The sequence below is a fragment of the Williamsia herbipolensis genome (genome assembly GCF_036153515.1).
Taxonomy (GTDB): Bacteria; Actinomycetota; Actinomycetes; order Mycobacteriales; family Mycobacteriaceae; genus Williamsia_A; species Williamsia_A herbipolensis.
On record NZ_CP108021.1, the window covers coordinates 1,010,349 to 1,031,457 of the forward strand.

Sequence of the window (21,109 nt, forward strand, 5' to 3'; positions counted from 1 at the left end):
AGAGATGCCCGTATGAGCAGCGCCCCGGACCGACAGCTCGGACCCGATCTGGCCCTCGCGACCTCGATCGGCGACACCGCCGACGTGCTCGTCATCGGGCTCGTGAACGGCGCCGAGGGTGACTCGCCCCCGGAGCCCGTGGTCGGTGACGGTCTCCTCGACGACACCCAGCTCTCCGAGATCTCGGCGTCGCTGACCGCGGTCGGCGCGTCGGGCGGGGCCGGCGAGGTCAGCCGGATCGTGGCGCCCGCCTCGATCGGCGCGGCCAGCATCCTCGCCGTCGGCATGGGTGCGCGGTCGGCACTCGACGAGCCCGACACCGTGCGCCGGGCCGCCGGTGTCGCCGCACGCAACCTCACCGGCGTCGAGCGGGCGCTGACCACCCTGTCGACGGTCGACCTCGGTGCCGCGGCCGAGGGGTTCTTCCTCGGCGCCTACCGATTCGAGGAGTTCCGCTCGGACAAGACCCGCTCGACGAAGGCCCCGCTGGCCTCGGTCGCCCTGCTGGCCGGCGGCGCGACCGGCGACGCCCCACGCCGTGACCCCGCGGCCGAACTGGACCGCGCGCGAGCGATCGCCACCGCCGTCGCCGTGGCCCGCGACTTCGTCAACACACCGCCGAGTCACCTCTACCCCGAGGAGTTCGCCGACCGTGCCCGCGCGCTGGGCGAATCGGCCGGGCTCGAGGTCGAGATCCTCGACGACACCGCCCTGATCGAGCAGGGGTACGGCGGCATCGTCGGTGTGGGCAAGGGCAGTTCGCGCCTGCCGCGTCTCGTGCGCCTGGCCTACCGCAGCGGTGCGACCGACGCGAAGAAGGTCGCGCTCGTGGGCAAGGGCGTCACCTTCGACACCGGCGGCATCTCCATCAAGCCCGCCGCGGGCATGGAGAACATGACCTCCGACATGGGCGGCGCCGCAGCCGTGGTGGCCACGGTCGTGCTCGCCGCGCAGCTGGGCGTCGGCGTCGACGTGACCGCGACGGTCCCGATGGCCGAGAACATGCCGTCGTCGACCGCGCAGCGTCCCGGCGACGTCCTCACCCAGTACGGCGGGATCACCGTCGAGGTGATCAACACCGATGCCGAGGGACGGTTGATCCTCGCCGACGCCATCGTCCGCGCCTGCGCCGACGACCCCGACTACCTCATCGACACCGCCACGCTGACCGGCGCGCAGATGGTCGCGCTGGGCACCCGCACCCCGGGCGTGATGGGCACCGACGACTTCCGCGACCGCGTCGCCGGGATCTCGCGGCGCATCGGCGAGAACGGCTGGGCGATGCCCTTCCCCGAGGAGCTGTCGGCGGACCTCAAGTCCCGGGTGGCCGATCTGGCGAACGTCACCAACCACCGCTGGGGCGGGATGCTCTCGGCCGGGATCTTCCTGCGCGAGTTCGTCGCCGAGGGTGTCGAGTGGGCGCACATCGACGTCGCCGGTCCCGCCTTCAACACCGGCGGACCGTGGGGCTACACGCCCAAGGGCGGTACCGGTGTCCCGGTGCGCACGATGATCAGCGTGATCGAGGACATCGCCGCACTCGGCTGAGCCCGCCCGACACGTCCGACGCGGTCGCATCGCGATGCCCACTCGGCGGCGACAAGCCGGTGGTCCACACCGCCCCCGCGGACGCCGACCCTACGGGTAGGGTTTCGACACGGAGGCGTTCACGCCTCCACCGACCTGCTGCCTGTGCGCCACACCCGCTGCGAACAGGTTCGCGACCGAACCACCGGAACACGAGTCGAGGAGTCGACAATCATGGCCTTCTCCGTCCAGATGCCCGCCCTGGGTGAAAGCGTCACCGAGGGAACAGTCACCCGGTGGCTCAAGCAGGAGGGCGACGAGGTCACCGAGGACGAGCCGTTGCTCGAGGTCTCGACCGACAAGGTCGACACCGAGATCCCCGCTCCCACTTCCGGTGTGCTGACGAAGATCCTGGCCCAGGAGGACGACGTCGTCGAGGTCGGCGGCGCACTCGCCGAGATCGGTGACGCCGACGAGGCGAGCGGTTCGTCCGACGACTCCGGTTCCGACGACTCCGGTTCCGACGACTCGGCCGACGAGGCCGGCGGAACCGCACCCACCGACACCGAGGGCGACTCCCCCGCCGACGAACCCGAGCCGTCGGCCGACGCCGACGAGCCGGCGAAGAAGCCGACTGCGGGCACGAAGTCCGGCGGCAGCTCCGAGGGCACCGACGTCACCATGCCCGAGCTCGGCGAGTCGGTCACCGAGGGGACCGTCACCAACTGGCTGAAGTCGGTCGGCGACGAGGTCGCCGAGGACGAGCCGCTGCTCGAGGTCTCCACCGACAAGGTCGACACCGAGATCCCATCGCCGGTCGCCGGAACCCTGCTCGAGATCATCGCGAACGAGGACGACGTCGTCGAGGTCGGTGGTCGCCTGGCGGTCATCGGGTCCGCCGACGCCGCATCGTCGAGTTCCGACGAGCCCGAGCCGGAGCCCGAGAAGGAGCCCGAGCCCGAGAAGAAGCCCGAGCCCGAGGCGAAGTCCAAGCCCGAGAAGGAGCCCGAGCCGACGAGCACGAAGACCGAGGAGTCGAAGCGCCAGCCCGAGACCCCGCCGTCGTCGTCGGAGACCGGTGAGAAGCCCGAGCCCGATGCGAAGGCATCGGACTCCTCGTCCGAGAGCACCTCGTCGACGCCGTACGTGACCCCGCTGGTGCGCAAGCTCGCGGGTGAGAACAACGTGGACCTCGACTCGATCAAGGGCACCGGTGTCGGCGGACGCATCCGCAAGCAGGATGTGCTGGCCGCGGCCGAGGCCGCCAAGGCGCCCGCCCAGGAGGAGAAGGCCGCTCCCGCGGCCTCGGCCCCCTCGGCTCCCGCCGAGACGAAGTCGGCGCCCAGGGGCGTGCGTCCCGAGCTCGCCGAGCTGCGCGGGACCACCCAGAAGGTCAACCGCATCCGTCTCATCACGGCGAAGAAGACCCGCGAGTCGCTGCAGACCAGCGCGCAGCTCACGCAGGTCTTCGAGGTCGACCTGACCCGCGTCGTCGCCCTGCGCGCCGCGGCGAAGGCGTCGTTCAAGGCCTCGGAGGGCGTCAACCTGACCTACCTCCCCATCATCGCCAAGGCGACGGTGGAGGCACTCAAGGCGCACCCGAACGTCAACGCCAGCATCGACGAGGACGCCAAGGAGATCACCTACCACGGGTCGGTGAACCTCGGTATCGCCGTCGACACCGAGCAGGGACTCCTGTCGCCGGTGATCCACAACGCCGACGACCTGTCGATCGCCGGGCTCGCCCGCGCGATCGCCGACATCGCGTCGCGGGCACGGGAGAACAAGCTCAAGCCCGACGAGTTGGCCGGTGGCACGTTCACCATCACCAACATCGGCAGCCAGGGCGCGCTCTTCGACACCCCGATCCTGGTCCCGCCGCAGGCGGCCATGCTCGGTACGGGTGCCATCGTCAAGCGCCCCACCGTGATCACCGCCGAGGACGGTTCGGAGTCGATCGCCGTGCGCTCGATGTCGTTCCTGCCGTTGACCTATGACCACCGGCTGATCGACGGCGCCGACGCCGGTCGCTTCCTCACCACGGTCAAGCATCGTCTGGAAGAAGCGGCGTTCGGGGCGGACCTGGGAGTCTGATGCGGGTGGCGATCGCCGGTTCGTCCGGCCTGATCGGTACCGCACTCACCGCGTCGCTCCGTTCCGACGGGCACGAGGTGCGGCGCCTGGTGCGCCACGAACCGCGGACGCCCGACGAGATCGGTTGGGCGCCGGAGTCGTTCGGGTTGACCCCGGACGCGCTCGACGGAGTCGACGCCGTGGTCAATCTCTGCGGAGTGGGCATCGGCAACCGGCCGTGGTCGGGCGAGTTCAAGCAGAAGCTCCGGGACAGCCGCATGGTGCCGACGCAGGTGCTCGCCGACGCGATCCTCGCGACCGACGTCCCGGTGTTCGTCAGCTCCAGCGCCACCGGCATCTACGGCTTCGGATCCGACGGCGCCGGTGATCGCGCGAGTGGGGACCTCGCGAGCGGTGACGGCGCCTTCCCCGAGATGACCGAGGACAGCCCGGCGGGCAGCGGCTTCCTCGCCGAGCTCGCCAAGGACTGGGAGCGCACCGCGGCACTGGCGACCGACGCTCGTGTCGTCGCCATCCGTACCGCGCCGGTGCTCTCGCCGTCCGGTGGTCTGCTGGGCAAGTTGCGTCCGCTGTTCAAGCTCGGACTCGGCGGCAAACTCGGTGCAGGCCACCAGTACATGTCGTGGATCACCCTCGTCGACCACGTCCGCGCGGTCCGGTTCGTGCTCGACAACGACCTGTCGGGACCGGTCAACCTCACCGCACCGCAACCGGTCACGAACACCGAGTTCACCGCCGCCTTCGGTCGTTCGGTGCACCGACCGGCCATCCTGCCGGTGCCGGCCCCACTGCTGCGCCTCGCCGGTGGCGAACTCGCCCGCGAGATGCTGCTCGGCGGCCAGCGCGCCGTCCCGAAGGTGCTCACCGACAACGGGTTCACCTTCGTCCACCCCACCATCGACGACGGCATGGAGTACGCCAATGCCTGACCGGCCGCTCGGCGGTCGGGCGGCGGCGAGCGCCCGCCGCGTCGACACTCCCATCGAGGTCCGGTCGTCGGGACTCGTGGAGTACGCCGAGGCCTTCGCCGAGCAACACCGTCTCGCGGCCGACCGCGCCGACGGAATCCTCGACCACGACGTGCTGGTGCTGCTCGAACACCCGCCGGTCTACACCGCGGGCAAGCGGACAGCGCCCGAGGACAGGCCGTCGGACGGAACCCCGGTCGTCGACGTCGACCGCGGCGGCAAGATCACCTGGCACGGACCGGGACAACTGGTGGGGTACCCCATCGTCGCTCTCGCCGAGCCGCTCGACGTCGTCGACTACGTACGCCGCATCGAGGAGGCCATGATCGCGGTCTGCGCATCGCTCGGTGTGACCGCCGGACGCGTCGAGGGACGGTCCGGCGCCTGGGTCGCGGCCGATCCGGCGACCGGGCGTCCCGAAAGCAAGGTGGGGGCGATCGGCATCCGCGTGGCCCGCGGTGTCGCGCTGCACGGTTTCGCGCTGAACTGCGAACCCGATCTGTCGGCCTTCGGGACCATCGTCCCGTGCGGGATCCCCGACGCCGGGGTGACCTCGCTCGCCGCCGAACTCGGTCATCGCGTGCCGGTCGACTCCGTCCGCGAAGCCGTCGCCGACGCGGTCGCCGCAGCGCTCGACGGCACGCTCACGGTGGGTGCCGCCGACGCCGAGCGCGCCGCGGCGGCGAGCACCGCGCCCGAGGTGCCGCTGGTCGGGCACGGCGTAGCATCGACACGGTGACTGTTCACCAGGACCATTCCCCGAACACCGCCCCGGCCACCACCGATGCGGCCGCCACGGCCCCGGCGGGCCGTAAGCTCCTGCGCCTCGAGGTGCGCAACGCGCAGACCCCGATCGAACGCAAGCCCGAGTGGATCCGCACCCGCGCGACGATGGGCCCGGAGTTCACCGAGCTCAAGAAACTCGTCAAGCGTGAGGGCCTGCACACTGTCTGCGAGGAAGCCGGCTGCCCCAACATCTACGAGTGCTGGGAAGACCGTGAGGCCACGTTCCTCATCGGCGGCGAACAGTGCACCCGTCGGTGCGACTTCTGCCAGATCGACACCGGCAAGCCCGACGACCTCGACCGCGACGAGCCCCGTCGCGTCGCCGAGAGCGTGCAGGCCATGGGTCTGCGGTACTCGACCATCACCGGGGTCGCCCGCGACGACCTGCCCGACGGCGGGGCGTGGCTCTACGCCGAGACCGTCCGCGAGATCAAGCGCCTCAACCCGTCGACCGGTGTCGAGCTGCTGATCCCCGACTTCAACAACGAGCCCGATCAGCTGGCCGAGGTGTTCGGGTCGCGGCCGGAGGTGTTGGCGCACAACGTCGAGACGGTGCCGAGGATCTTCAAGCGCATCCGCCCCGCCTTCCGGTACCAGCGCAGCCTGGACGTCATCACCGCTGCCCGCGACGCGGGCCTGGTCACCAAGTCGAACCTGATCCTCGGCATGGGAGAGACACCCGACGAGGTGCGCGAGGGTCTCGCCGACCTGCACGACGCAGGCTGCGACATCATCACGATCACCCAGTACCTGCGCCCCTCACCGCGTCATCACCCGGTCGACCGGTGGGTCAAACCCGAGGAGTTCGTCGAGCACTCCGACTTCGCGACCGAACTCGGCTTCGCCGGCGTGATGGCCGGTCCTTTGGTGCGGTCGTCGTACCGCGCGGGACGCCTCTACGCGCAGGCGATGCGCCGCCACGGTCGCGAACTGCCCGAGTCGATGGCGCACCTGGCCGACGAGTCGGGCGCCTCGCAGGAGGCCACCTCGGTGCTCTCCCGCCTCGCCGCCCGCTGACCCAGGAGCCGTCGGCGACCGATCCCACCGCCCGCGACGATCGGTGTGCGTGCCGCCAGTATCCTGAACCCCATGGCTAAGGCACAGGCGACCAAAGAGGCGAAGGCGGCTGCGAAGGCCGCCCGCAAGAAGGCGTCGCGCGACCGGCGCAAGCAGCTCTGGCAGGCCTTCCAGATGCAGCGCAAGGACGACAAGCTGCTGCTGCCGCTCATGATCGGCAGCCTCGTCGCGAGCGTCGCGGTGTTCACCGTCGTCGGTCTGCTCGTCGGTGCGCTGTTCTTCCTCATCCCGCTCGGCGTGGTGCTCGGTCTGCTGATCGCGTTCATCATCTTCGGACGTCGCGTACAGAAGAGCGTGTTCGCCAAGGCCGAGGGACAGGCCGGTGCCGCGGGGTGGGCGCTGGACAACCTGCGCGGTCAGTGGCGTGTGAAGCAGGCCGTCACCGGCACCTCGCACCTCGACGCCGTGCACCGCGTCATCGGTCGACCTGGCGTGATCCTCGTCGGCGAGGGCGCACCCTCGCGCGTGAAAGGCCTGTTGGCGCAGGAGAAGAAGAAGATCGCCCGCGTCGTCGGCGACACCCCGATCTACGACGTCATCGTCGGCAACGACGACGGCCAGGTCCCCCTCAAGCGCCTCGAGCGGCATCTGAACAAGCTCCCCAAGAACATCAACGGCAAGCGGATGGACGCACTCGAGTCACGTCTCGCAGCACTGGGTGGTCGTCAGGGTGGTCCGGGTATCCCCAAGGGCCCGATGCCGGCCGGCGCGAAGATGCGCAACGTACAGCGCTCGATGCGTCGTCGCTGACCGTCCTCATTGTGCGGGGTGGACCGGCAGGACCCGTCCGATCCCGGTGATCCGCAGGCGGATCTCACGGCGCAGTCGACCGATCGCGAAATCGAAACGCGCACCCGACGAGTTCCGCAGAGTCTGTTCGAACAACTGCGTCGGCGACCCGGGCTCGATGCCCAGCAGCTCGGCCGTCCGGGCGTCGGCGGCCTGCGCGGTCATGTCGATGTCGTGGTCGTGCATGTCGACGCCGTGGTGGTCGAGCAGCGCATAGAAATCATCTCCGAAGTCCTCCGGTGACATCCCGGCGGACTCCCCCGACCGCAGGTAGTTGGTGATGAGGCCCATCGGCGTGCCGTCGATGGTCAGCACGTACTCCATGCACAGCGTCGCGTCGCCGCAGGCGATGTCGTCGAGGCGGTCGGCGATCACCGCCGGAACCGGGCCCCGACGCCAATGGAGCAATTGCGCACCCACGGCGCCGATCGCCGCGTGGTCGCTCAGCGAGGTCGATGTCCCCGGCAGTGTGCCGTCCACGGTGTAATTCGAGGCGACGATCACCGTGCCCACACCGCGGCGGCGCTGGATGAGACCTTCGTCGGCGAGCAGCGACAGGGCTTCGCGCACCACGTCGCGCGGTTCACCGAACTCGCGCATCAACTCGGACTCGCTCGGCATCCGCGCTCCCCCGGCGGCCGCGGCCGCGGTGGCGGCGGTGGCGTCCACGACGGTCACCCGGAGGAGATCGCGCAGCCGTTCCACGTGCAGCCCCCGGTCCTCGGCCGACCACCGCTGGATACCGGGCGGACGCGGTGGACCGCGTCGTGCTCCGGCCGGAATACGACCGTGGGCGTTCATCTCCCGAGAGTCGGCCGAATCGCGGGGTGTTCGCAATCCCCGCCCCGTAAAACCTGTGTGACGGGTGAGCGCGGTCGACGCACCCGTGGCAGGGACGCTCACGCCGCCCGTTCGTCGTCGAGCAGCGCGGCGACGGGGGGAACACACCGATGCCACTGGGTCAGGCGCTGGAACGCATCCGCCGCCCGCAACACCGCGATTTCGTCGAACGGGCGACCGGCCAGCTGCAGGCCGAGAGGGAGCCCATCGGTGGTGAAACCCATCGGGACCGATATCGCGGGGTTGCCGATGCAGTCCCAGTACTGGGTGAAGATCGTCCGGAAGTCGTCACCGTCGACGACGTCGACCGGGCGGTCGAGCGGGGTCGCGCCCGTCGATGCGGTCGGGGTCGCGATGAGATCGACGTCGCGGTAGATCTCACGCACCTGTTCCTGGGCCACCGTGCGCACGCGCTGCGCCTGCACGTAGTCGGCCCCGGTGAACGCCAGTCCCGCCGCGACCAGCGACCGGGTCTCGGCGAAATAGTCCGACCAGCGCGCCCGAAGGTCGGGCAGGTGGTAGGCCAGCGCCTCGCTCAACATGATGACCATGTTGGCCGCGCGCATCTCGTCGTAGAGCGGCAACTCGACGGGCACCACGACGGCGCCGGACGCGGCCAGGGCGTCCACCGCGTCGGCGAAGACCTTCTCGGCGGCCGGGTCGGCCGCGGACCCCGCGTGATCGGCGAGCGACGTCGCCCCGATCCGGACCCCGCGGAGATCTCCGTCGAGCCCGCCGGTGTAGTCGCCGACCGGGATGTCGGCGGCCGTCGCGTCGGAGGGATGATGGCCTGCGATGACCTCGAGGACGGACGCGCAGTCCGAGGCGGAACGGGCCATGGGGCCGATGTGGTCGAGGGTGTACCCCAGCGGGACGCACCCGGATTTCGGTACGCGTCCGAACGTCGGCATCAGTCCCGAGATGCCGCAGAAGGCGCCGGGGATCCGGATGCTGCCGGCGGTGTCGGTGCCGAGTGCGCCGAACACCATGCCCGTGGCCACGGCGTTCCCGGAGCCGGAGCTCGACCCCCCGGCCCAGCGGGACAGGTCCCACGGATTACGCGGGATCGGGAACGGTTTCGACGCGTCGGGGGATCCGATGGCGAACTCCATCGTGGTGAGTTTCCCGGTGATGACGGCGCCCGCGGCACGCAGCCGGGCAACCACCACCGAGTCCTCGTGGTTCCACATCGGATCGTGCACGAGGCTCTGCGCGGTGGTCCCCGCTTCCGCCGTGGTGATGATGTCCTTGATCCCGAACGGGATCCCGTGCAGCGGTCCCCGATCGTGCCCGGTCCGCAGTTCGGTGTCGGCGCGTGCGGCGGCCGCGCGGGCCTGATCGTCGAATCGGCGGACGAAACCGCCCACCTGCGGGTCGAGTGCCCCGCTCCGCTCGATGGCGAGCTCGGTCAGCTCCGTCGCCGAGGTCTCACCGGCGCGCAGTCGCGCAGCGATCTCCCCGATGCTGGACATCGCCGCCGTCATCGGAGCGGGTTCATGGTCAGCGCCGGAACGGCGTAACGCGCCGCCTCGCACGCATGCAGCAGATCGGCCATCGCGCGGAACTGCGGCAGCGTCGCCTCCAGGCGAACCCGGTCCTCCGGCGTGGGCGCGAGCCCGCTCACCGTGATCACCGAACGGGCGTGGGCTGCGGTCGCGTCTGCCGCGATCGTGTCTGCCGCGATCGTTTCTGCCGCGATCGTTTCTGGGGAATCGGTCATCGAGGTGCTCCTTCGGGACTGTCAGGTCCCCTCGAGCATCACCGGGGATCGTGTTACGCGGCACCGGCAGCACGCAAAGATCAGGTTTCGCGGGGTTAACCGAGCGCGGACCTGCGACGGAGACGGCGAACCGCCGGGTTCCGCGGGTGTGGGAGCGCCCGGGTCAGCGGGCGCGGACGAGCGCGGTGCCGGTCGCACGATCGTGCATGCCGCGACCGATCGCGTCGTTGACCAACGGCGGCACGATGAACACGATCAGGATCTGACGCGCGACGGCGCGGACGATGCCGACCGATCCCCCGCCGTCCACGCGGGCGACCCGCATCCCGACGATGAACTGACCCGGGGTGAACGAGAACAGGGTCACGGTCACGACGCCGACGACGAACCAGACGGCGAGCACCACGGTCGACAGGGACGGCGACAGGAATCCGACGAACAGCAGCGAGACGCCGTAACACATGACCCAGTCGACGAAGAGCCCGAGAACACGCTGCCACGACGACACCAGTGAACCGGGACCGGATTCGGGCAGGCCGAGGGTCTCGCCGCGATATGCCCCGACGTCGGTGTTGTCGAGGCCAGCCTGCGGACCCGACAGCCACGAACCAGTTGTACGACCCATGAATGCATCATAGGCCGCCGATCAGCGCAGACGCGGCGGCTAGTGTATGGGGTGCGCAACACCCCGTAACCGACCGTCTGTGACCACAGCGGTCGACAGCATGAAGGAGTCACCGACAGGTGTACAACACACAGGAAGAACTTCTCGAAGGCATCAAGAGCGAGGGCGTCGAGTACGTCGACATCCGCTTCTGTGACCTCCCGGGAGTGATGCAGCACTTCTCGATCCCGGCCTCGGCCTTCGACGAGAGCGTGTTCGAAGACGGTCTTGCGTTCGACGGTTCGTCGGTTCGCGGCTTCCAGTCCATCGACGAGTCGGACATGATGCTGCTGCCCGACCCGGCGACCGCGCGGATCGATCCGTTCCGCAAGGCCAAGACGATGAACCTCAGCTTCTTCGTCCACGACCCGTTCACGCGCGAGGCCTACAGCCGCGACCCGCGCAACGTCGCCCGCAAGGCGCAGGACTACCTCGCGAGCACCGGCATCGCCGACACCTGCTTCTTCGGCGCCGAGGCCGAGTTCTACATCTTCGACTCCGTGTCGTTCAGTTCCGACATCAACTCGACCCACTACGAGGTCGAGTCGTCATCGGGATGGTGGAACGCCGGATCACCCGTCGACCCCGACGGCACCCCGAACCTCGGCTACAAGGTCCGCCCCAAGGGCGGGTACTTCCCCGTCGCGCCCTACGACCACTACGTCGACCTGCGTGACGAGATCTCCACCAACCTGATCAACTCGGGCTTCGAACTCGAGCGCGGCCACCACGAGGTCGGCACCGGCGGGCAGACCGAGATCAACTACAAGTTCAACACCCTGCTGCACGCCGCCGACGACGTGATGCTGTTCAAGTACATCTGCAAGAACACCGCGTGGGCCAACGGCAAGTCGGTCACCTTCATGCCCAAGCCCCTGTTCGGCGACAACGGCTCGGGCATGCACGCCCACCAGTCGCTGTGGAAGGACGGCAAGCCGCTGTTCCACGACGAGGCCGGCTACGCGGGCCTGTCGGACCTGGCGCGTCACTACATCGGCGGCATCCTGCACCACGCTCCGTCGCTGCTGGCGTTCACCAACCCCACGGTGAACTCCTACAAGCGCCTGGTCCCCGGCTACGAGGCCCCGATCAACCTGGTCTACAGCCAGCGCAACCGTAGTGCGTGCGTGCGTATCCCGATCACCGGCAACAACCCGAAGGCCAAGCGCCTCGAGTTCCGCTGCCCCGACAGCTCGGGCAACCCGTACCTCGCGTTCGCCGCGATGATGATGGCCGGCCTCGACGGCATCAAGAACAAGATCGAGCCGCACGAGCCGGTCGACAAGGATCTCTACGAGCTCCCGCCGGAGGAGGCCAAGGGCATCCCGCAGGCCCCCACCTCACTGTCGGCGGTCATCGACCGACTCGAGGAGGATCACGACTACCTCACCGCCGGCGGCGTGTTCACCGAGGACCTGATCGAGACGTGGATCAACCTCAAGCGTGAGAACGAGATCATGCCCGTGCAGATCCGTCCCCACCCGTACGAGTTCTCCCTGTACTACGACTGCTGAGTTGCCTCCGGCAACGGACTGCTGAGTTGCCTCCGGCAACGGACTGCTGAGTTGCCTCCGGCAACGGACTGCTGAGTTGCCTCCGGCGACGGACTGCTGAGTCGCGAGCAGCGCTCTGACCTCTCCACCCGTCCTGTGCACACGCAGGGCGGGTGGAGTCGTCTGCGGGGCCGGCGTGCGTCGATAATGTCCCCATGGCCGTCATCAATCCGCGCTTCCGCCGCAAGGAGCGCCCCGGACCGCAGTTGCCGCCCGGTCAGTACCTCACCACCGATTTCCCGGTGATGTCGCTGGCCGCGACGCCGGTGGTGCGCACCGAACGCTGGGCGCTGACGCTCACCGGCCCGGACGGCGCGGGCCACCGGTGGACGTGGTCGGAGTTCACGGACCTGCCGCAGCAGGAGATCACCGTCGACATCCACTGCGTCACACGCTGGTCCAAACTCGGCACCACCTGGAAGGGGGTGTCGATCGACACCCTGCTCGACGCCGCCGGCCTGCGTGAGGCGGGCACGCATGTGATGGCGAGCTGCTACGGCGGCTACACCACCAACATGCCACTCGCCGACCTCGTCGACGGCAAGGCGCTGATCGCCCACACCTTCGACGGGAAGCCGCTCGCCCCGGAACACGGTGGACCGGCCCGACTCGTGGTGCCGCACCTGTACTTCTGGAAGAGCGCGAAGTGGATCCACGAGCTGCACCTGATGTCGGCGGACGAACCGGGCTTCTGGGAGGCCAACGGCTACAACATGTACGGCGACCCCTGGCGTGAGCAGCGCTATGCGTGACAGGCCGGCACGATGACCACGTGGCAGGTCGCGACCGTCGTCGGGGCCGTACGCGAGACCGACACCGCCCGGTCGATCTGGCTGCACATCCCCGGGTTCCCCGGCGCTCGTGCCGGACAGCACATCGACATCAAACTCACCGCGCCGGACGGCTATTCGACGTCGCGGTCGTATTCGCTGTCCGATGTCCGGGAGGGCGACACCGTCGCGGTCGGGGTCGAGGAGCTCGACGACGGCGAGGTGTCGCCGTTCCTCGTCCATGACCTCGAGATCGGTGAACAGGTCGAGATCGCCGGCCCCATCGGCATGCAGTTCGTCTGGCCCCCGCTCGACACCGGCGCCGACAAGGACATCGGCGCGGGCGCCCACACCGACTCGTCGCGGCCCGTGCAGCTCGTGGCGGGCGGTTCGGGAATCACCCCGCTGATGGCGATGATCCGGCTGCGCGAGACCACTCGCCCGGAGGCGACGATGCGGCTGCTGTACTCCGCGCGCTCCCCCGAGCAGGTGTTCTTCCGCGACGAGTTCGCCGCCCTGGCCGCCGCCGATCGGCTCCGCGTCGACTGGTTCTTCACCCGCACCGCCGGTTCCGGCCCCCGCCCGGCCGGGCGGATCACCCGGGAGGAGTTCGCGGCGGCGATCCTGCCCGTCGCATCCCGTCCGCTGCTCTACCTGTGCGGCTCGACCGAGTACGTCGACACCCTCGGCGAGTGGCTGCTCGACGCCGGATATCCGATCGACGACATCCGCATCGAACGGTTCCTCGCCGCCTGACCCCGACGATCCCCACGCCGACCCGGCCCGCGAACCTGGGCCGTGTCAGTAGGGTCGTCGCAGAGGGGTCGCGTCGACGACCCACCCGCGTGACGACAGAGAAAAGGTGAGCGATCGTGAGCTTTGAGCAGGCAGCAGAACGTGCCGACACCGCGGCGGGGATCGCCGCGATCGCGAAGTCCCACCTCGACGGCGATCGCGGGCACGCGTTGCTCGCGGAGTCGGTCGAGACACTGGCCCAGGCGGTCGCCGCCCTGGCGCGCGCCCAGACCACGGACTGACGCGGCGTCAGTTCACCGCGAGCCGCACCACCAGCGCCCGGTGATCTGACCCCGACACCGAGACGGTGTGCAGTGATCGCGCGATGAAACCGTGCGACACAACGTGATCGATTGCGATCACAGGAGGGAACCATCGGTCGGCCGGGTAGGTCATCGCCCAGCGCGCCCCGGCCTGATCGGTCGCGTCACCGAAACCGTTGTCGGCCAGCGCCCGGAATTGCTGGTGATCCCAGGTGGAGTTGAGATCGCCGCTGACGATCACATGATCGCCGCGGGTGCCGTGGACGGTCTCTCGCAGGGTGCGCATCTCCCGCACCCATCGATCGGGTGCGTAGGGGTACGGCGGGATCGGGTGCACGGCGAACACCGTCGTCGCCGGCGCGCCGGGCAGATCGACGACCGCCCGCAGATTGTTCAGGGAGTAGCCGTCGAGGGCGATGGTGTCGCGCAACGGGTATCGGCTCGCGATGGCCGTGCCGACCCCACCTGTCCCCGGGACCGCGTACAGGTAGGGCAGCGTCGTCCGCAGATCGGTGGCCTGCAGTCGCGTGAGTGCCTGCGGTGTCAGCTCCTCGATCGTGAGCAGATCGGCGCGCTCGCGCGACACGATGTCGACGACCTCACCCACATCTCCGGCTCCGAGTCTGATGTTCGACTGCACCACGACCACGTCGCGACCCGCCGGCGCGGTCGACGCGACCAGCAGCGGTAGCTGTGTGGTGAGACCGGCGACCGCGAGCAGCAATGTCAGTGCCACCGAGATCCATCGGCGCGTCAACCCCAGCAGGAGTAGTGCGGGCACCGCGGCGAGCAACAGCCACGGGACCGCCGAGGCGAGGGCCGTCGAGACGCGGCCGCGTCCCGGATACCAGTGCAGCCACAGAGCCATCACCACGGCCGCGGCCAGCGCCCAGCCGACGAGCACCGCGACGACTGTCGCCGTGCGAGCCAACGGACCCCGCTCGCGCGCGACCGTTCTCACCACGCGCGCACCGACAACCGATCAGGCACCGAAGACCTTCAGGACCACGGCTTTCGCACGGCGGGTGACGCGCAGATAGTTGTCGAGGAACTCCGAGGCCTGGTCCTCCGGCCATCCCGCGGCGAACGCGACGGCGCGCAGTTGCTGCCCCGGCCCGGGCAGTTGATCGATCGCCTTGCCGCGCACCAACACCAGGGCGTTGCGGGCCTTGGTCGCGGTCAACCACGCCTCCTTGAGCAGGCCGACATCGGTCTCGGAGAGGATCTCGGCCGATCCGATCGCGTCGAGGCACTGCAGTGTCGAGGTGTTGTGCAGTGACGCCAGGCGGTGGCCGTGGCGCAACTGGAGCAGCTGCACCGTCCACTCCACGTCGGCGAGACCGCCGCGACCGAGTTTGGTGTGCGTCGCCGGATCGGCCCCGCGCGGCAGACGCTCGGCGTCGACACGCGCCTTGATCCGACGGATCTCGCGCACCGCGTCCGCCGAGACACCGCCGTCGGGATACCGGATGCGATCGGCCATGTGCAGGAACGCGACACCGAGATCCTCGTCGCCGGCGACCTGGTGGGCGCGCAGCAGCGCCTGGATCTCCCAGGGCTGCGCCCACTGGGTGTAGTAGGCGCGGTACGCCGCCAACGTCCGGACCACGGGGCCGTTGCGCCCCTCCGGCCGCAGACCGGTGTCGATCTCGAGCGGCGGGTCGGCGCTGGGGGTGTTCAGCAGGGTGCGCACGCGGTCGGCGATGGTGTTGGCCCAGCGCATCGCCGCCGCCTCGTCCACGTCGTCGTCCCCGCCGCCCTCGGGCCGGATCGGGTCGCACACGAACAGCACGTCGGCGTCGGAGCCGTAGCCGAGTTCCTGACCGCCGAGGCGGCCCATGCCGATCACCGCCATGCGTGCGGGGGCGGGCACGCCTCGGGCGGCGGCCGATTCGGCGATGACCACCTTGAGCGCCGCGTTGAGGACCGCGGCCCACACACCCGACAAAGCCGCGCAGACCGCCGGGGTGTCGAGCATGCCCAGGATGTCGGCCGACGCCACCCGGACGAGCTCCGCCCGTCGATGCGACCGGGCGACGGCGATGGCGCGCTTCGCGTCGGGCTGGCGGACCGCCGAGGCGATCAGGCCGTTGGCGACGTCGGCGATCGGCACCTCGCACAGCTTCGGCCCCGACGCGGAGTCGGTGTAGAGCCGGATCACCTCGGGTGACCGCATGAGGAGCTCGGAGACGTACGCCGACGCCCCCAGGACGTGCATCAGCCGCTCGGCGACCAGACCGTCGTCCCGCAGCAGCCGCAGGAACCAGTCCTGGTCGGCGAGGCTCTCGCACAGCCGGCGGTAGTTCAGCAGGCCGGCATCGGGATCGGGTGTGTTGCTGAGCCATTCGAGCAGGGTCGGGAGCAGCAACTCCTGGATCTGCCCGCGGCGACCGGCCGACGACAGCAGTGCCCGCAGATGGCTCAGCGCGTGGTCGGGTTTGGCGTAGCCGAGCGCGGCCAGGCGCTTGGTCGCCGCCGCGTCCGACAGCCGCAGTTCGTCGGCGTCGATGCGGGTGACGGCGTCGAGCAGCGGGCGGTAGAACAGCTTCTCGTGCAGACGCCGCACCCGCAGCGACTGCCTCCGGATCTCGGCGCGCAACGACGCTGCCGCGTCGAGGTCGCCCTCGGGCCGGATGTGCGCGGCGCGGGCGAGGAACCGCATCGCCTCACGGTCGTCGAACTCGGGCAGCAGGTGCGTGCGCTTGAGCTTCTGCAGCTGCAGCCGGTGTTCGAGCAGTCTCAGGAACTCGTACGACGCCGTCAGGTTGGCGCCGTCGTCGCGGCCGACGTATCCCCCGGCGGTGAGCGCGGTGAGTGCCTCGACGGTCGACAGGACACGCAGCGAGTCGTCGACGCGACCGTGCACCAGTTGCAGGAGCTGGACGGCGAACTCGACGTCGCGCAGGCTGCCGCTGCCCAGTTTGAGTTCCCGGGACCGCAGGTCGGGGGGCACCATCTTCTCGACCCGCCGGCGCATCGCCTGGACCTCCGGTACGAAGTCCTCGCGTTCGGAGGCCTCCCACACCATCGGTGACACCGCGTCGAGGTAGTCCGCGCCGAGGCCCATGTCGCCGGTCATGGGCCTCGCCTTGAGCAGCGCCTGGAACTCCCAGGTCTTGGCCCACCGCTGGTAGTAGGCGACGTGGCTGGCCAGTGTGCGGGTGAGCGCGCCCGCCTTGCCCTCGGGTCGCAGGGCCGCGTCGACCTCGAAGAACGCCAGCGTCCCGATCCGCATCACCTCGCCGGCGATGCGTGCCGACATGCCGTCGGCGGGGTCGCTCACGAAGATCACGTCGACGTCGCTGACGTAGTTGAGTTCGCGCGCACCGCATTTGCCCATCGCGATGATCGCGAGACGCACCGGTAGCGGCGCGTCGCCGCACACCTCGCGGATCGCGACGGCGAGCGAGGCGGTCAGCGCGGCGTCGGCCATGTCGGCGAGGTACCGGCCCACCTGCGGGAACCACAGCACCGGCTCGTCCTCGACGGCGGGAGCGAGATCTCGGGCCGCCAACTGCACCAGGATGTTCCGGTAGGCGGTCCGCAGCGCGACGACCGCGGCGGGTCCCGACACCCCGGCGCGGTAGATGCGGTCGCCGCGTTCGAGGGCACCGGGTTCGGGTACCGCGTCGACCGCGGCCAGCATGGTGGCCAGCACCTCGTCGAACCCGGGCAACCCGTCCTCGGTGGTGCCGTCGGGGTCGAGGAGATGCCAGGTGTCGGGCTCGGCGACGAGGTGATCGCCGAGGGCCTCCGACGCACCGAGCACCGCGAACAGTCGTCCACGGAAGGTGCGTCGGGTGCGGATGCGGTCGTCGACCTCGGCCCACGCGTCGCCGACCGCGGCACACAACCGGATGAGCGCACGCAGCGCGAGGTCGGGGTCGGGGGCGCGCGACAACGCCCAGAGCACATCGAGGTGGGCGGGTGTGATCCACCCGAGCGCCGCGAGGTCACCGGGGGCGGAGTCGTCGATCAGTCCGAGACGTGCCGGCCCGGGCACCACGGCCCGAGAGGAGAGGGAACTCACGGACACGACCGTAGTCGCCGCCACCTCCGCCGCGTGCGTGCGAGGCTGCCTCGCGTCGGTCCTACAGGGCCAGGTAGCTCTTCAGCTCGAACGGCGTGACCTGGCTGCGGTAGTTGTTCCACTCGGTCCACTTGTTGCGGAGGAAGTAGTCGAACACGTGCTCGCCGAGCGCCTCGGCCAGCAGTTCCGACGACTCCATCGCCTTCAACGCGTCGCCGAGGCTCCCCGGGAGTTCCTTGTAGCCCATGGTGCGACGCTCCGCCGACGTCAACGCCCACACGTCGTCCTCGGCCTCGTCGGGCAGTTCGTACTGCTCGGCGATGCCCTTGAGTCCGGCGGCCAGCAGCACCGCGAACGTCAGGTACGGGTTGCAGGCCGAGTCGGGGCTGCGGACCTCGATGCGTCGCGACGACGCCTTGTTCGGGGTGTAGAGCGGCAGCCGGATCAGTGCCGAGCGGTTGGCGCCGCCCCAGCTCGCCGCGGTCGGGGCCTCACCACCGTGGATCAGTCGCTTGTAGCTGTTGACCCACTGGTTGGTGACCGCGCTCAGCTCGGAGGCGTGGTGCAGGATGCCCGCGATGAAGTGCTTGCCCGTCTGCGACAACTGCATCGGGTCGTCGGGGTTGTGGAAGGCGTTGGTGTCGCCCTCGAACAGGCTCATGTGGGTGTGCATCGCCGAGCCGGGATGCTCGCTGAAGGGCTTGGGCATGAACGTCGCCCACACGCCCTCACCGATCGCGACCTCTTTGACGAGGTAGCGGAACGTCATCACGTTGTCGGCCATCGACAGGGCGTCGGCGTAGCGCAGGTCGATCTCCTGCTGACCGGGTGCGCCCTCGTGGTGGGAGAACTCGACCGAGATCCCCATCGACTCCAACGCGTCGATGGCGTGGCGTCGGAAGTTCGGCGCGCTGCCGTGCACGACCTGGTCGAAATAGCCGCCGGTGTCCGAGGGGGTGGGCGGCGACCCGTCGGTCGGGGCGTCCTTCATGAGGAAGAACTCGATCTCGGGGTGGACGTAGCAGGTGAACCCCTGATCGGCCGCCTTGTTGAGCTGGCGTCGGAGCACGTGGCGCGAATCGGCCCACGACGGCGTGCCGTCGGGCATCGCGATGTCGCAGAACATGCGGGCCGAGTGGTGCTTGCCCCCGCTCGTCGTCCACGGCAGGACCTGGAACGTCGACGGGTCGGGCTTGGCGATGGTGTCGGCCTCCGACACCCGCGAGAAGCCCTCGATCGACGAGCCGTCGAAGCCGATCCCCTCGGCGAAGGCGCCTTCGAGTTCGGCCGGCGCGATGGCCACCGACTTCAGATATCCCAGCACGTCGGTGAACCACAGACGGACGAATCGGATGTCCCGTTCTTCGAGGGTACGAAGGACGAATTCCTTTTGGCGGTCCATGGATCAGAGGCTAGAAGCGCGCTGTTAAATCTGTGTTACGGACACGGATCGAGCCCGCCCAACTGGGGCTGCGGTGACCCCGTCTCAGCATGTGGCACCCAACGGCGGCAGCGTGAGATCGACGAGGTACTTCGTCAGCGGGTCGTCGAGGCACGTGTTGCCCTCGAACGACGCGGTGTGTTGGGTTCCCCGGAAGGTCATCAGGCGGGCGCCGAGCTGCCCGGCCAGCGAGACGCCGGCGGCGTACGGCGTGGCGGGGTCGTCGGTGGTCGAGACGACCACCGTGGTCGGGAGACCGGCCGCGGCGATCCGGTGCGGTTGCGAGGTGGGGGGCACCGGCCAGAACGCGCATTCGTCGGCCGAGCCGCGCCCGGTCCCCCGACCGTCGTCGCGGAACGGTGCCGCGCGACGCAGATCGGTGTCGAGCCGGTCGAGCGTGGCGCGGTCGGTGATGGGTGGACCGTCGACGCAGCGGATGGCGGTGAAGGCGTCGGCGCTGTTGTCGTAGCGGCCCGATCGGTCGCGACCCTCGTAGAGATCGGCCAGCCGCAACAGGGTGTCGCCACGCCCGCCGGCCACTTCGGCCAGGCCGTCGCGCAGGTACCGCCAGAGGTTCTTGCTGTAGAGCGCCTGCCCGGTGCCGGTGAGGGCGTCGCCGTAGCTGAGGCCGCGCGGATCGGTCGTCGGCGCCGGCCGACCGATGAGGGGGCGCGTCAGTTCCTGGTAGCGAGCCGTGGCGCGCGCCGGATCGGTACCCAGCGCGCACCCGCGTCGGGTGACACAGTCGGCGGCGAAGCCGTCGAACGCGCGCTGGAATCCCGCGGTCTGCGCGACGACGTCGGCGACCGGGTCCGCCGACGGGTCGACGGCGCCGTCGTTGACCATCGCCCGTACACGGGTCGGGAACCGCTCGGCGTAATCGGCGCCGATGAGCGTGCCGTAGGAGTAACCGAGGTAGTTGAGCTGCTCGTAGCCCAGGGCTCCGCGCAGGACGTCCATGTCGGCGATGACGTCCGCGGTGCCGACGTGGGCGAGGAAGTCACCGCCCATCTGCCGCGCACACGCCGAACCGACCGCGGCGTTGCGTTTCTCGACCGCGGCGATGCCCGCGGGGCTGGTGTCGACCCAGTCCCGGGCGCGCACCGCGTCGCGCTCGGCGTCGGTGCGGCAACGGATCTGCGGCGTCGACCGTCCGACACCACGGGGGTCGAAGCCGACGATGTCGAGGGTGCGACTGACGTCGCGGTCGGCGAAATCCGAGGCCACCGAGGCCATGAAGTCGACGCCCGATCCCCCGGGCCCGCCGGGGTTGGTGAGCAGGATCCCCGTCGCGCGGTCGGCGGCCTTGAGCCGGAACACCGCGAGCGACGCCGTCGCGCCGCTCGGATCGGCGTAGTCGACCGGGACGGTCAGTCGTCCGCACTGACTGCGTTGCGCCGGGTATCCGCCGTCCGGGGCGAACTCCGCACACGACCCCCACGCGATGCGCTGACCGTAGAAGCGGCCGAGCGGACCCCCGACCGGCGCGGCCGACGGGTCCGGCGCGACCGAGGTGTCCGAACCGTTCGACGTCGAACCCGCCACCGGTGCGCCCTGATCGAAGCGCTGCGTGGAGGTGCTCGCGCATCCGGCGAGCAGCAGCACCGCGGCGAGAACCGACCAGCGCAGGCCCCGACGGTGCCGGCGGGACGATTCGACTGGCGACGTCGGGAGCGGCATCGACCCATCGTGGCACGGCACGGAACGGCTCGACCTCCGCGAGCGCCACGCGCCGATGGTGTGAGACACGGCACACCGCGCAGACCTGGGATGTCGCGGTGTACGGGTGCCA

The 21,109-nt window shown here is 69.8% G+C and carries 18 protein-coding genes; 10 read left to right on the forward strand and 8 right to left on the reverse strand.

Annotated features, from left to right (window positions below):
* Nucleotides 1-12: 12 nt before the first annotated feature.
* The 6 genes from OG579_RS04580 (at nucleotide 13) to OG579_RS04605 (ending at nucleotide 7,202) form a co-directional block, all read left to right on the forward strand.
* Complete coding sequence (locus tag OG579_RS04580) at nucleotides 13-1,548, forward strand: leucyl aminopeptidase (protein WP_328858250.1); 1,536 nt, start codon at nucleotides 13-15, stop codon at nucleotides 1,546-1,548.
* A gap of 213 nt (nucleotides 1,549-1,761) precedes the next feature.
* Nucleotides 1,762-3,621 carry a 2-oxoglutarate dehydrogenase, E2 component, dihydrolipoamide succinyltransferase gene (sucB, locus tag OG579_RS04585; protein ID WP_328858251.1) on the forward strand — a complete coding sequence of 620 codons (1,860 nt, stop codon included), beginning with the start codon at nucleotides 1,762-1,764 and terminating at the stop codon, nucleotides 3,619-3,621.
* Entirely contained in the window at nucleotides 3,621-4,550 is a 930-nt protein-coding gene (locus OG579_RS04590) for a TIGR01777 family oxidoreductase (protein WP_328858252.1), read from the forward strand. Before sucB ends, OG579_RS04590 begins: the two co-directional genes overlap by 1 nt.
* Nucleotides 4,543-5,328, forward strand: a complete 786-nt coding sequence (gene lipB / locus OG579_RS04595; RefSeq protein WP_328858253.1) for a lipoyl(octanoyl) transferase LipB — start codon at nucleotides 4,543-4,545, stop codon at nucleotides 5,326-5,328. The genes OG579_RS04590 and lipB overlap by 8 nt, the downstream gene beginning before the upstream one ends.
* Nucleotides 5,325-6,392 (forward strand): lipoyl synthase, encoded by a 1,068-nt coding sequence (gene lipA, locus OG579_RS04600; RefSeq protein ID WP_082080205.1) that lies wholly within the window; start codon nucleotides 5,325-5,327, stop codon nucleotides 6,390-6,392. The genes lipB and lipA overlap by 4 nt, the downstream gene beginning before the upstream one ends.
* A gap of 72 nt (nucleotides 6,393-6,464) precedes the next feature.
* Nucleotides 6,465-7,202: a DUF4191 domain-containing protein gene (locus tag OG579_RS04605; protein ID WP_045823119.1), complete on the forward strand. Its 738-nt coding sequence runs from the start codon at nucleotides 6,465-6,467 to the stop codon at nucleotides 7,200-7,202.
* A gap of 6 nt (nucleotides 7,203-7,208) precedes the next feature.
* Here the strand turns inward: OG579_RS04605 and OG579_RS04610 are convergent, their stop codons facing one another.
* From OG579_RS04610 to OG579_RS04625, 4 genes are all read right to left on the reverse strand, one after another.
* Complete coding sequence (locus OG579_RS04610; protein ID WP_328858254.1) at nucleotides 7,209-8,042, reverse strand: GntR family transcriptional regulator; 834 nt, start codon at nucleotides 8,040-8,042, stop codon at nucleotides 7,209-7,211.
* A gap of 98 nt (nucleotides 8,043-8,140) precedes the next feature.
* The gene (locus OG579_RS04615; RefSeq protein WP_328858255.1) at nucleotides 8,141-9,553 is read right to left on the reverse strand and encodes an amidase; all 1,413 of its coding nucleotides are present in this window, start codon (nucleotides 9,551-9,553) and stop codon (nucleotides 8,141-8,143) included.
* A gap of 8 nt (nucleotides 9,554-9,561) precedes the next feature.
* Entirely contained in the window at nucleotides 9,562-9,801 is a 240-nt protein-coding gene (locus OG579_RS04620) for a hypothetical protein (protein WP_328858256.1), read from the reverse strand.
* 163 nt (nucleotides 9,802-9,964) lie between these two features.
* The gene (locus tag OG579_RS04625) at nucleotides 9,965-10,426 is read right to left on the reverse strand and encodes an RDD family protein (RefSeq protein WP_045823123.1); all 462 of its coding nucleotides are present in this window, start codon (nucleotides 10,424-10,426) and stop codon (nucleotides 9,965-9,967) included.
* A 119-nt stretch (nucleotides 10,427-10,545) separates the two neighbouring features.
* Here OG579_RS04625 and glnA (OG579_RS04630) point away from each other — a divergent pair, with 119 nt between their 5' ends.
* The 4 genes from glnA (OG579_RS04630) to OG579_RS04645 all read left to right on the forward strand — a co-directional run bounded on the left by glnA (OG579_RS04630) (nucleotide 10,546) and on the right by OG579_RS04645 (nucleotide 13,825).
* A complete protein-coding gene (gene glnA / locus OG579_RS04630) occupies nucleotides 10,546-11,979 on the forward strand; it encodes a type I glutamate--ammonia ligase (protein WP_045823124.1) in 1,434 nt (477 codons plus the stop codon).
* A gap of 194 nt (nucleotides 11,980-12,173) precedes the next feature.
* Nucleotides 12,174-12,770, forward strand: a complete 597-nt coding sequence (locus OG579_RS04635) for a sulfite oxidase-like oxidoreductase (protein WP_328858257.1) — start codon at nucleotides 12,174-12,176, stop codon at nucleotides 12,768-12,770.
* Between the two features lie 12 nt (nucleotides 12,771-12,782).
* The gene (locus OG579_RS04640; protein WP_328858258.1) at nucleotides 12,783-13,544 is read left to right on the forward strand and encodes an FAD-binding oxidoreductase; all 762 of its coding nucleotides are present in this window, start codon (nucleotides 12,783-12,785) and stop codon (nucleotides 13,542-13,544) included.
* 116 nt (nucleotides 13,545-13,660) lie between these two features.
* Nucleotides 13,661-13,825: a hypothetical protein gene (locus OG579_RS04645; protein ID WP_160298525.1), complete on the forward strand. Its 165-nt coding sequence runs from the start codon at nucleotides 13,661-13,663 to the stop codon at nucleotides 13,823-13,825.
* 7 nt (nucleotides 13,826-13,832) lie between these two features.
* Here OG579_RS04645 and OG579_RS04650 read toward each other — a convergent pair whose 3' ends face one another.
* From OG579_RS04650 to OG579_RS04665, 4 genes are all read right to left on the reverse strand, one after another.
* Nucleotides 13,833-14,810 (reverse strand): endonuclease/exonuclease/phosphatase family protein, encoded by a 978-nt coding sequence (locus tag OG579_RS04650; protein ID WP_328858259.1) that lies wholly within the window; start codon nucleotides 14,808-14,810, stop codon nucleotides 13,833-13,835.
* Between the two features lie 18 nt (nucleotides 14,811-14,828).
* Nucleotides 14,829-17,876 carry a bifunctional [glutamine synthetase] adenylyltransferase/[glutamine synthetase]-adenylyl-L-tyrosine phosphorylase gene (locus OG579_RS04655; RefSeq protein ID WP_328858260.1) on the reverse strand — a complete coding sequence of 1,016 codons (3,048 nt, stop codon included), beginning with the start codon at nucleotides 17,874-17,876 and terminating at the stop codon, nucleotides 14,829-14,831.
* A 61-nt stretch (nucleotides 17,877-17,937) separates the two neighbouring features.
* Nucleotides 17,938-19,278, reverse strand: coding sequence for a type I glutamate--ammonia ligase (glnA, locus tag OG579_RS04660; RefSeq protein WP_045823127.1), 1,341 nt, complete (start codon nucleotides 19,276-19,278; stop codon nucleotides 17,938-17,940).
* An 84-nt stretch (nucleotides 19,279-19,362) separates the two neighbouring features.
* On the reverse strand, nucleotides 19,363-20,997 hold the full coding sequence (locus OG579_RS04665) for an alpha/beta hydrolase (RefSeq protein WP_328858261.1): 1,635 nt from the start codon (nucleotides 20,995-20,997) through the stop codon (nucleotides 19,363-19,365).
* Nucleotides 20,998-21,109 lie beyond the last annotated feature (112 nt).

Excerpts from the sequence above, each read along its gene's own strand:
- OG579_RS04580 (WP_328858250.1), top strand. The coding sequence starts at position 13 with ATGAGCAGCGCCCCGGACCGACAGCTCGGACCCGATCTGGCCCTCGCG.
- sucB (WP_328858251.1), top strand. The coding sequence starts at position 1,762 with ATGGCCTTCTCCGTCCAGATGCCCGCCCTGGGTGAAAGCGTCACCGAG.
- OG579_RS04590 (WP_328858252.1), top strand. The coding sequence starts at position 3,621 with ATGCGGGTGGCGATCGCCGGTTCGTCCGGCCTGATCGGTACCGCACTC.
- lipB (WP_328858253.1), top strand. The coding sequence starts at position 4,543 with ATGCCTGACCGGCCGCTCGGCGGTCGGGCGGCGGCGAGCGCCCGCCGC.
- OG579_RS04605 (WP_045823119.1), top strand. The coding sequence starts at position 6,465 with ATGGCTAAGGCACAGGCGACCAAAGAGGCGAAGGCGGCTGCGAAGGCC.
- OG579_RS04610 (WP_328858254.1), bottom strand. The coding sequence starts at position 8,042 with ATGAACGCCCACGGTCGTATTCCGGCCGGAGCACGACGCGGTCCACCG.
- OG579_RS04615 (WP_328858255.1), bottom strand. The coding sequence starts at position 9,553 with ATGTCCAGCATCGGGGAGATCGCTGCGCGACTGCGCGCCGGTGAGACC.
- OG579_RS04620 (WP_328858256.1), bottom strand. The coding sequence starts at position 9,801 with ATGACCGATTCCCCAGAAACGATCGCGGCAGAAACGATCGCGGCAGAC.
- OG579_RS04625 (WP_045823123.1), bottom strand. The coding sequence starts at position 10,426 with ATGGGTCGTACAACTGGTTCGTGGCTGTCGGGTCCGCAGGCTGGCCTC.
- OG579_RS04635 (WP_328858257.1), top strand. The coding sequence starts at position 12,174 with ATGGCCGTCATCAATCCGCGCTTCCGCCGCAAGGAGCGCCCCGGACCG.
- OG579_RS04640 (WP_328858258.1), top strand. The coding sequence starts at position 12,783 with ATGACCACGTGGCAGGTCGCGACCGTCGTCGGGGCCGTACGCGAGACC.
- glnA (WP_045823127.1), bottom strand. The coding sequence starts at position 19,278 with ATGGACCGCCAAAAGGAATTCGTCCTTCGTACCCTCGAAGAACGGGAC.
- OG579_RS04665 (WP_328858261.1), bottom strand. The coding sequence starts at position 20,997 with ATGCCGCTCCCGACGTCGCCAGTCGAATCGTCCCGCCGGCACCGTCGG.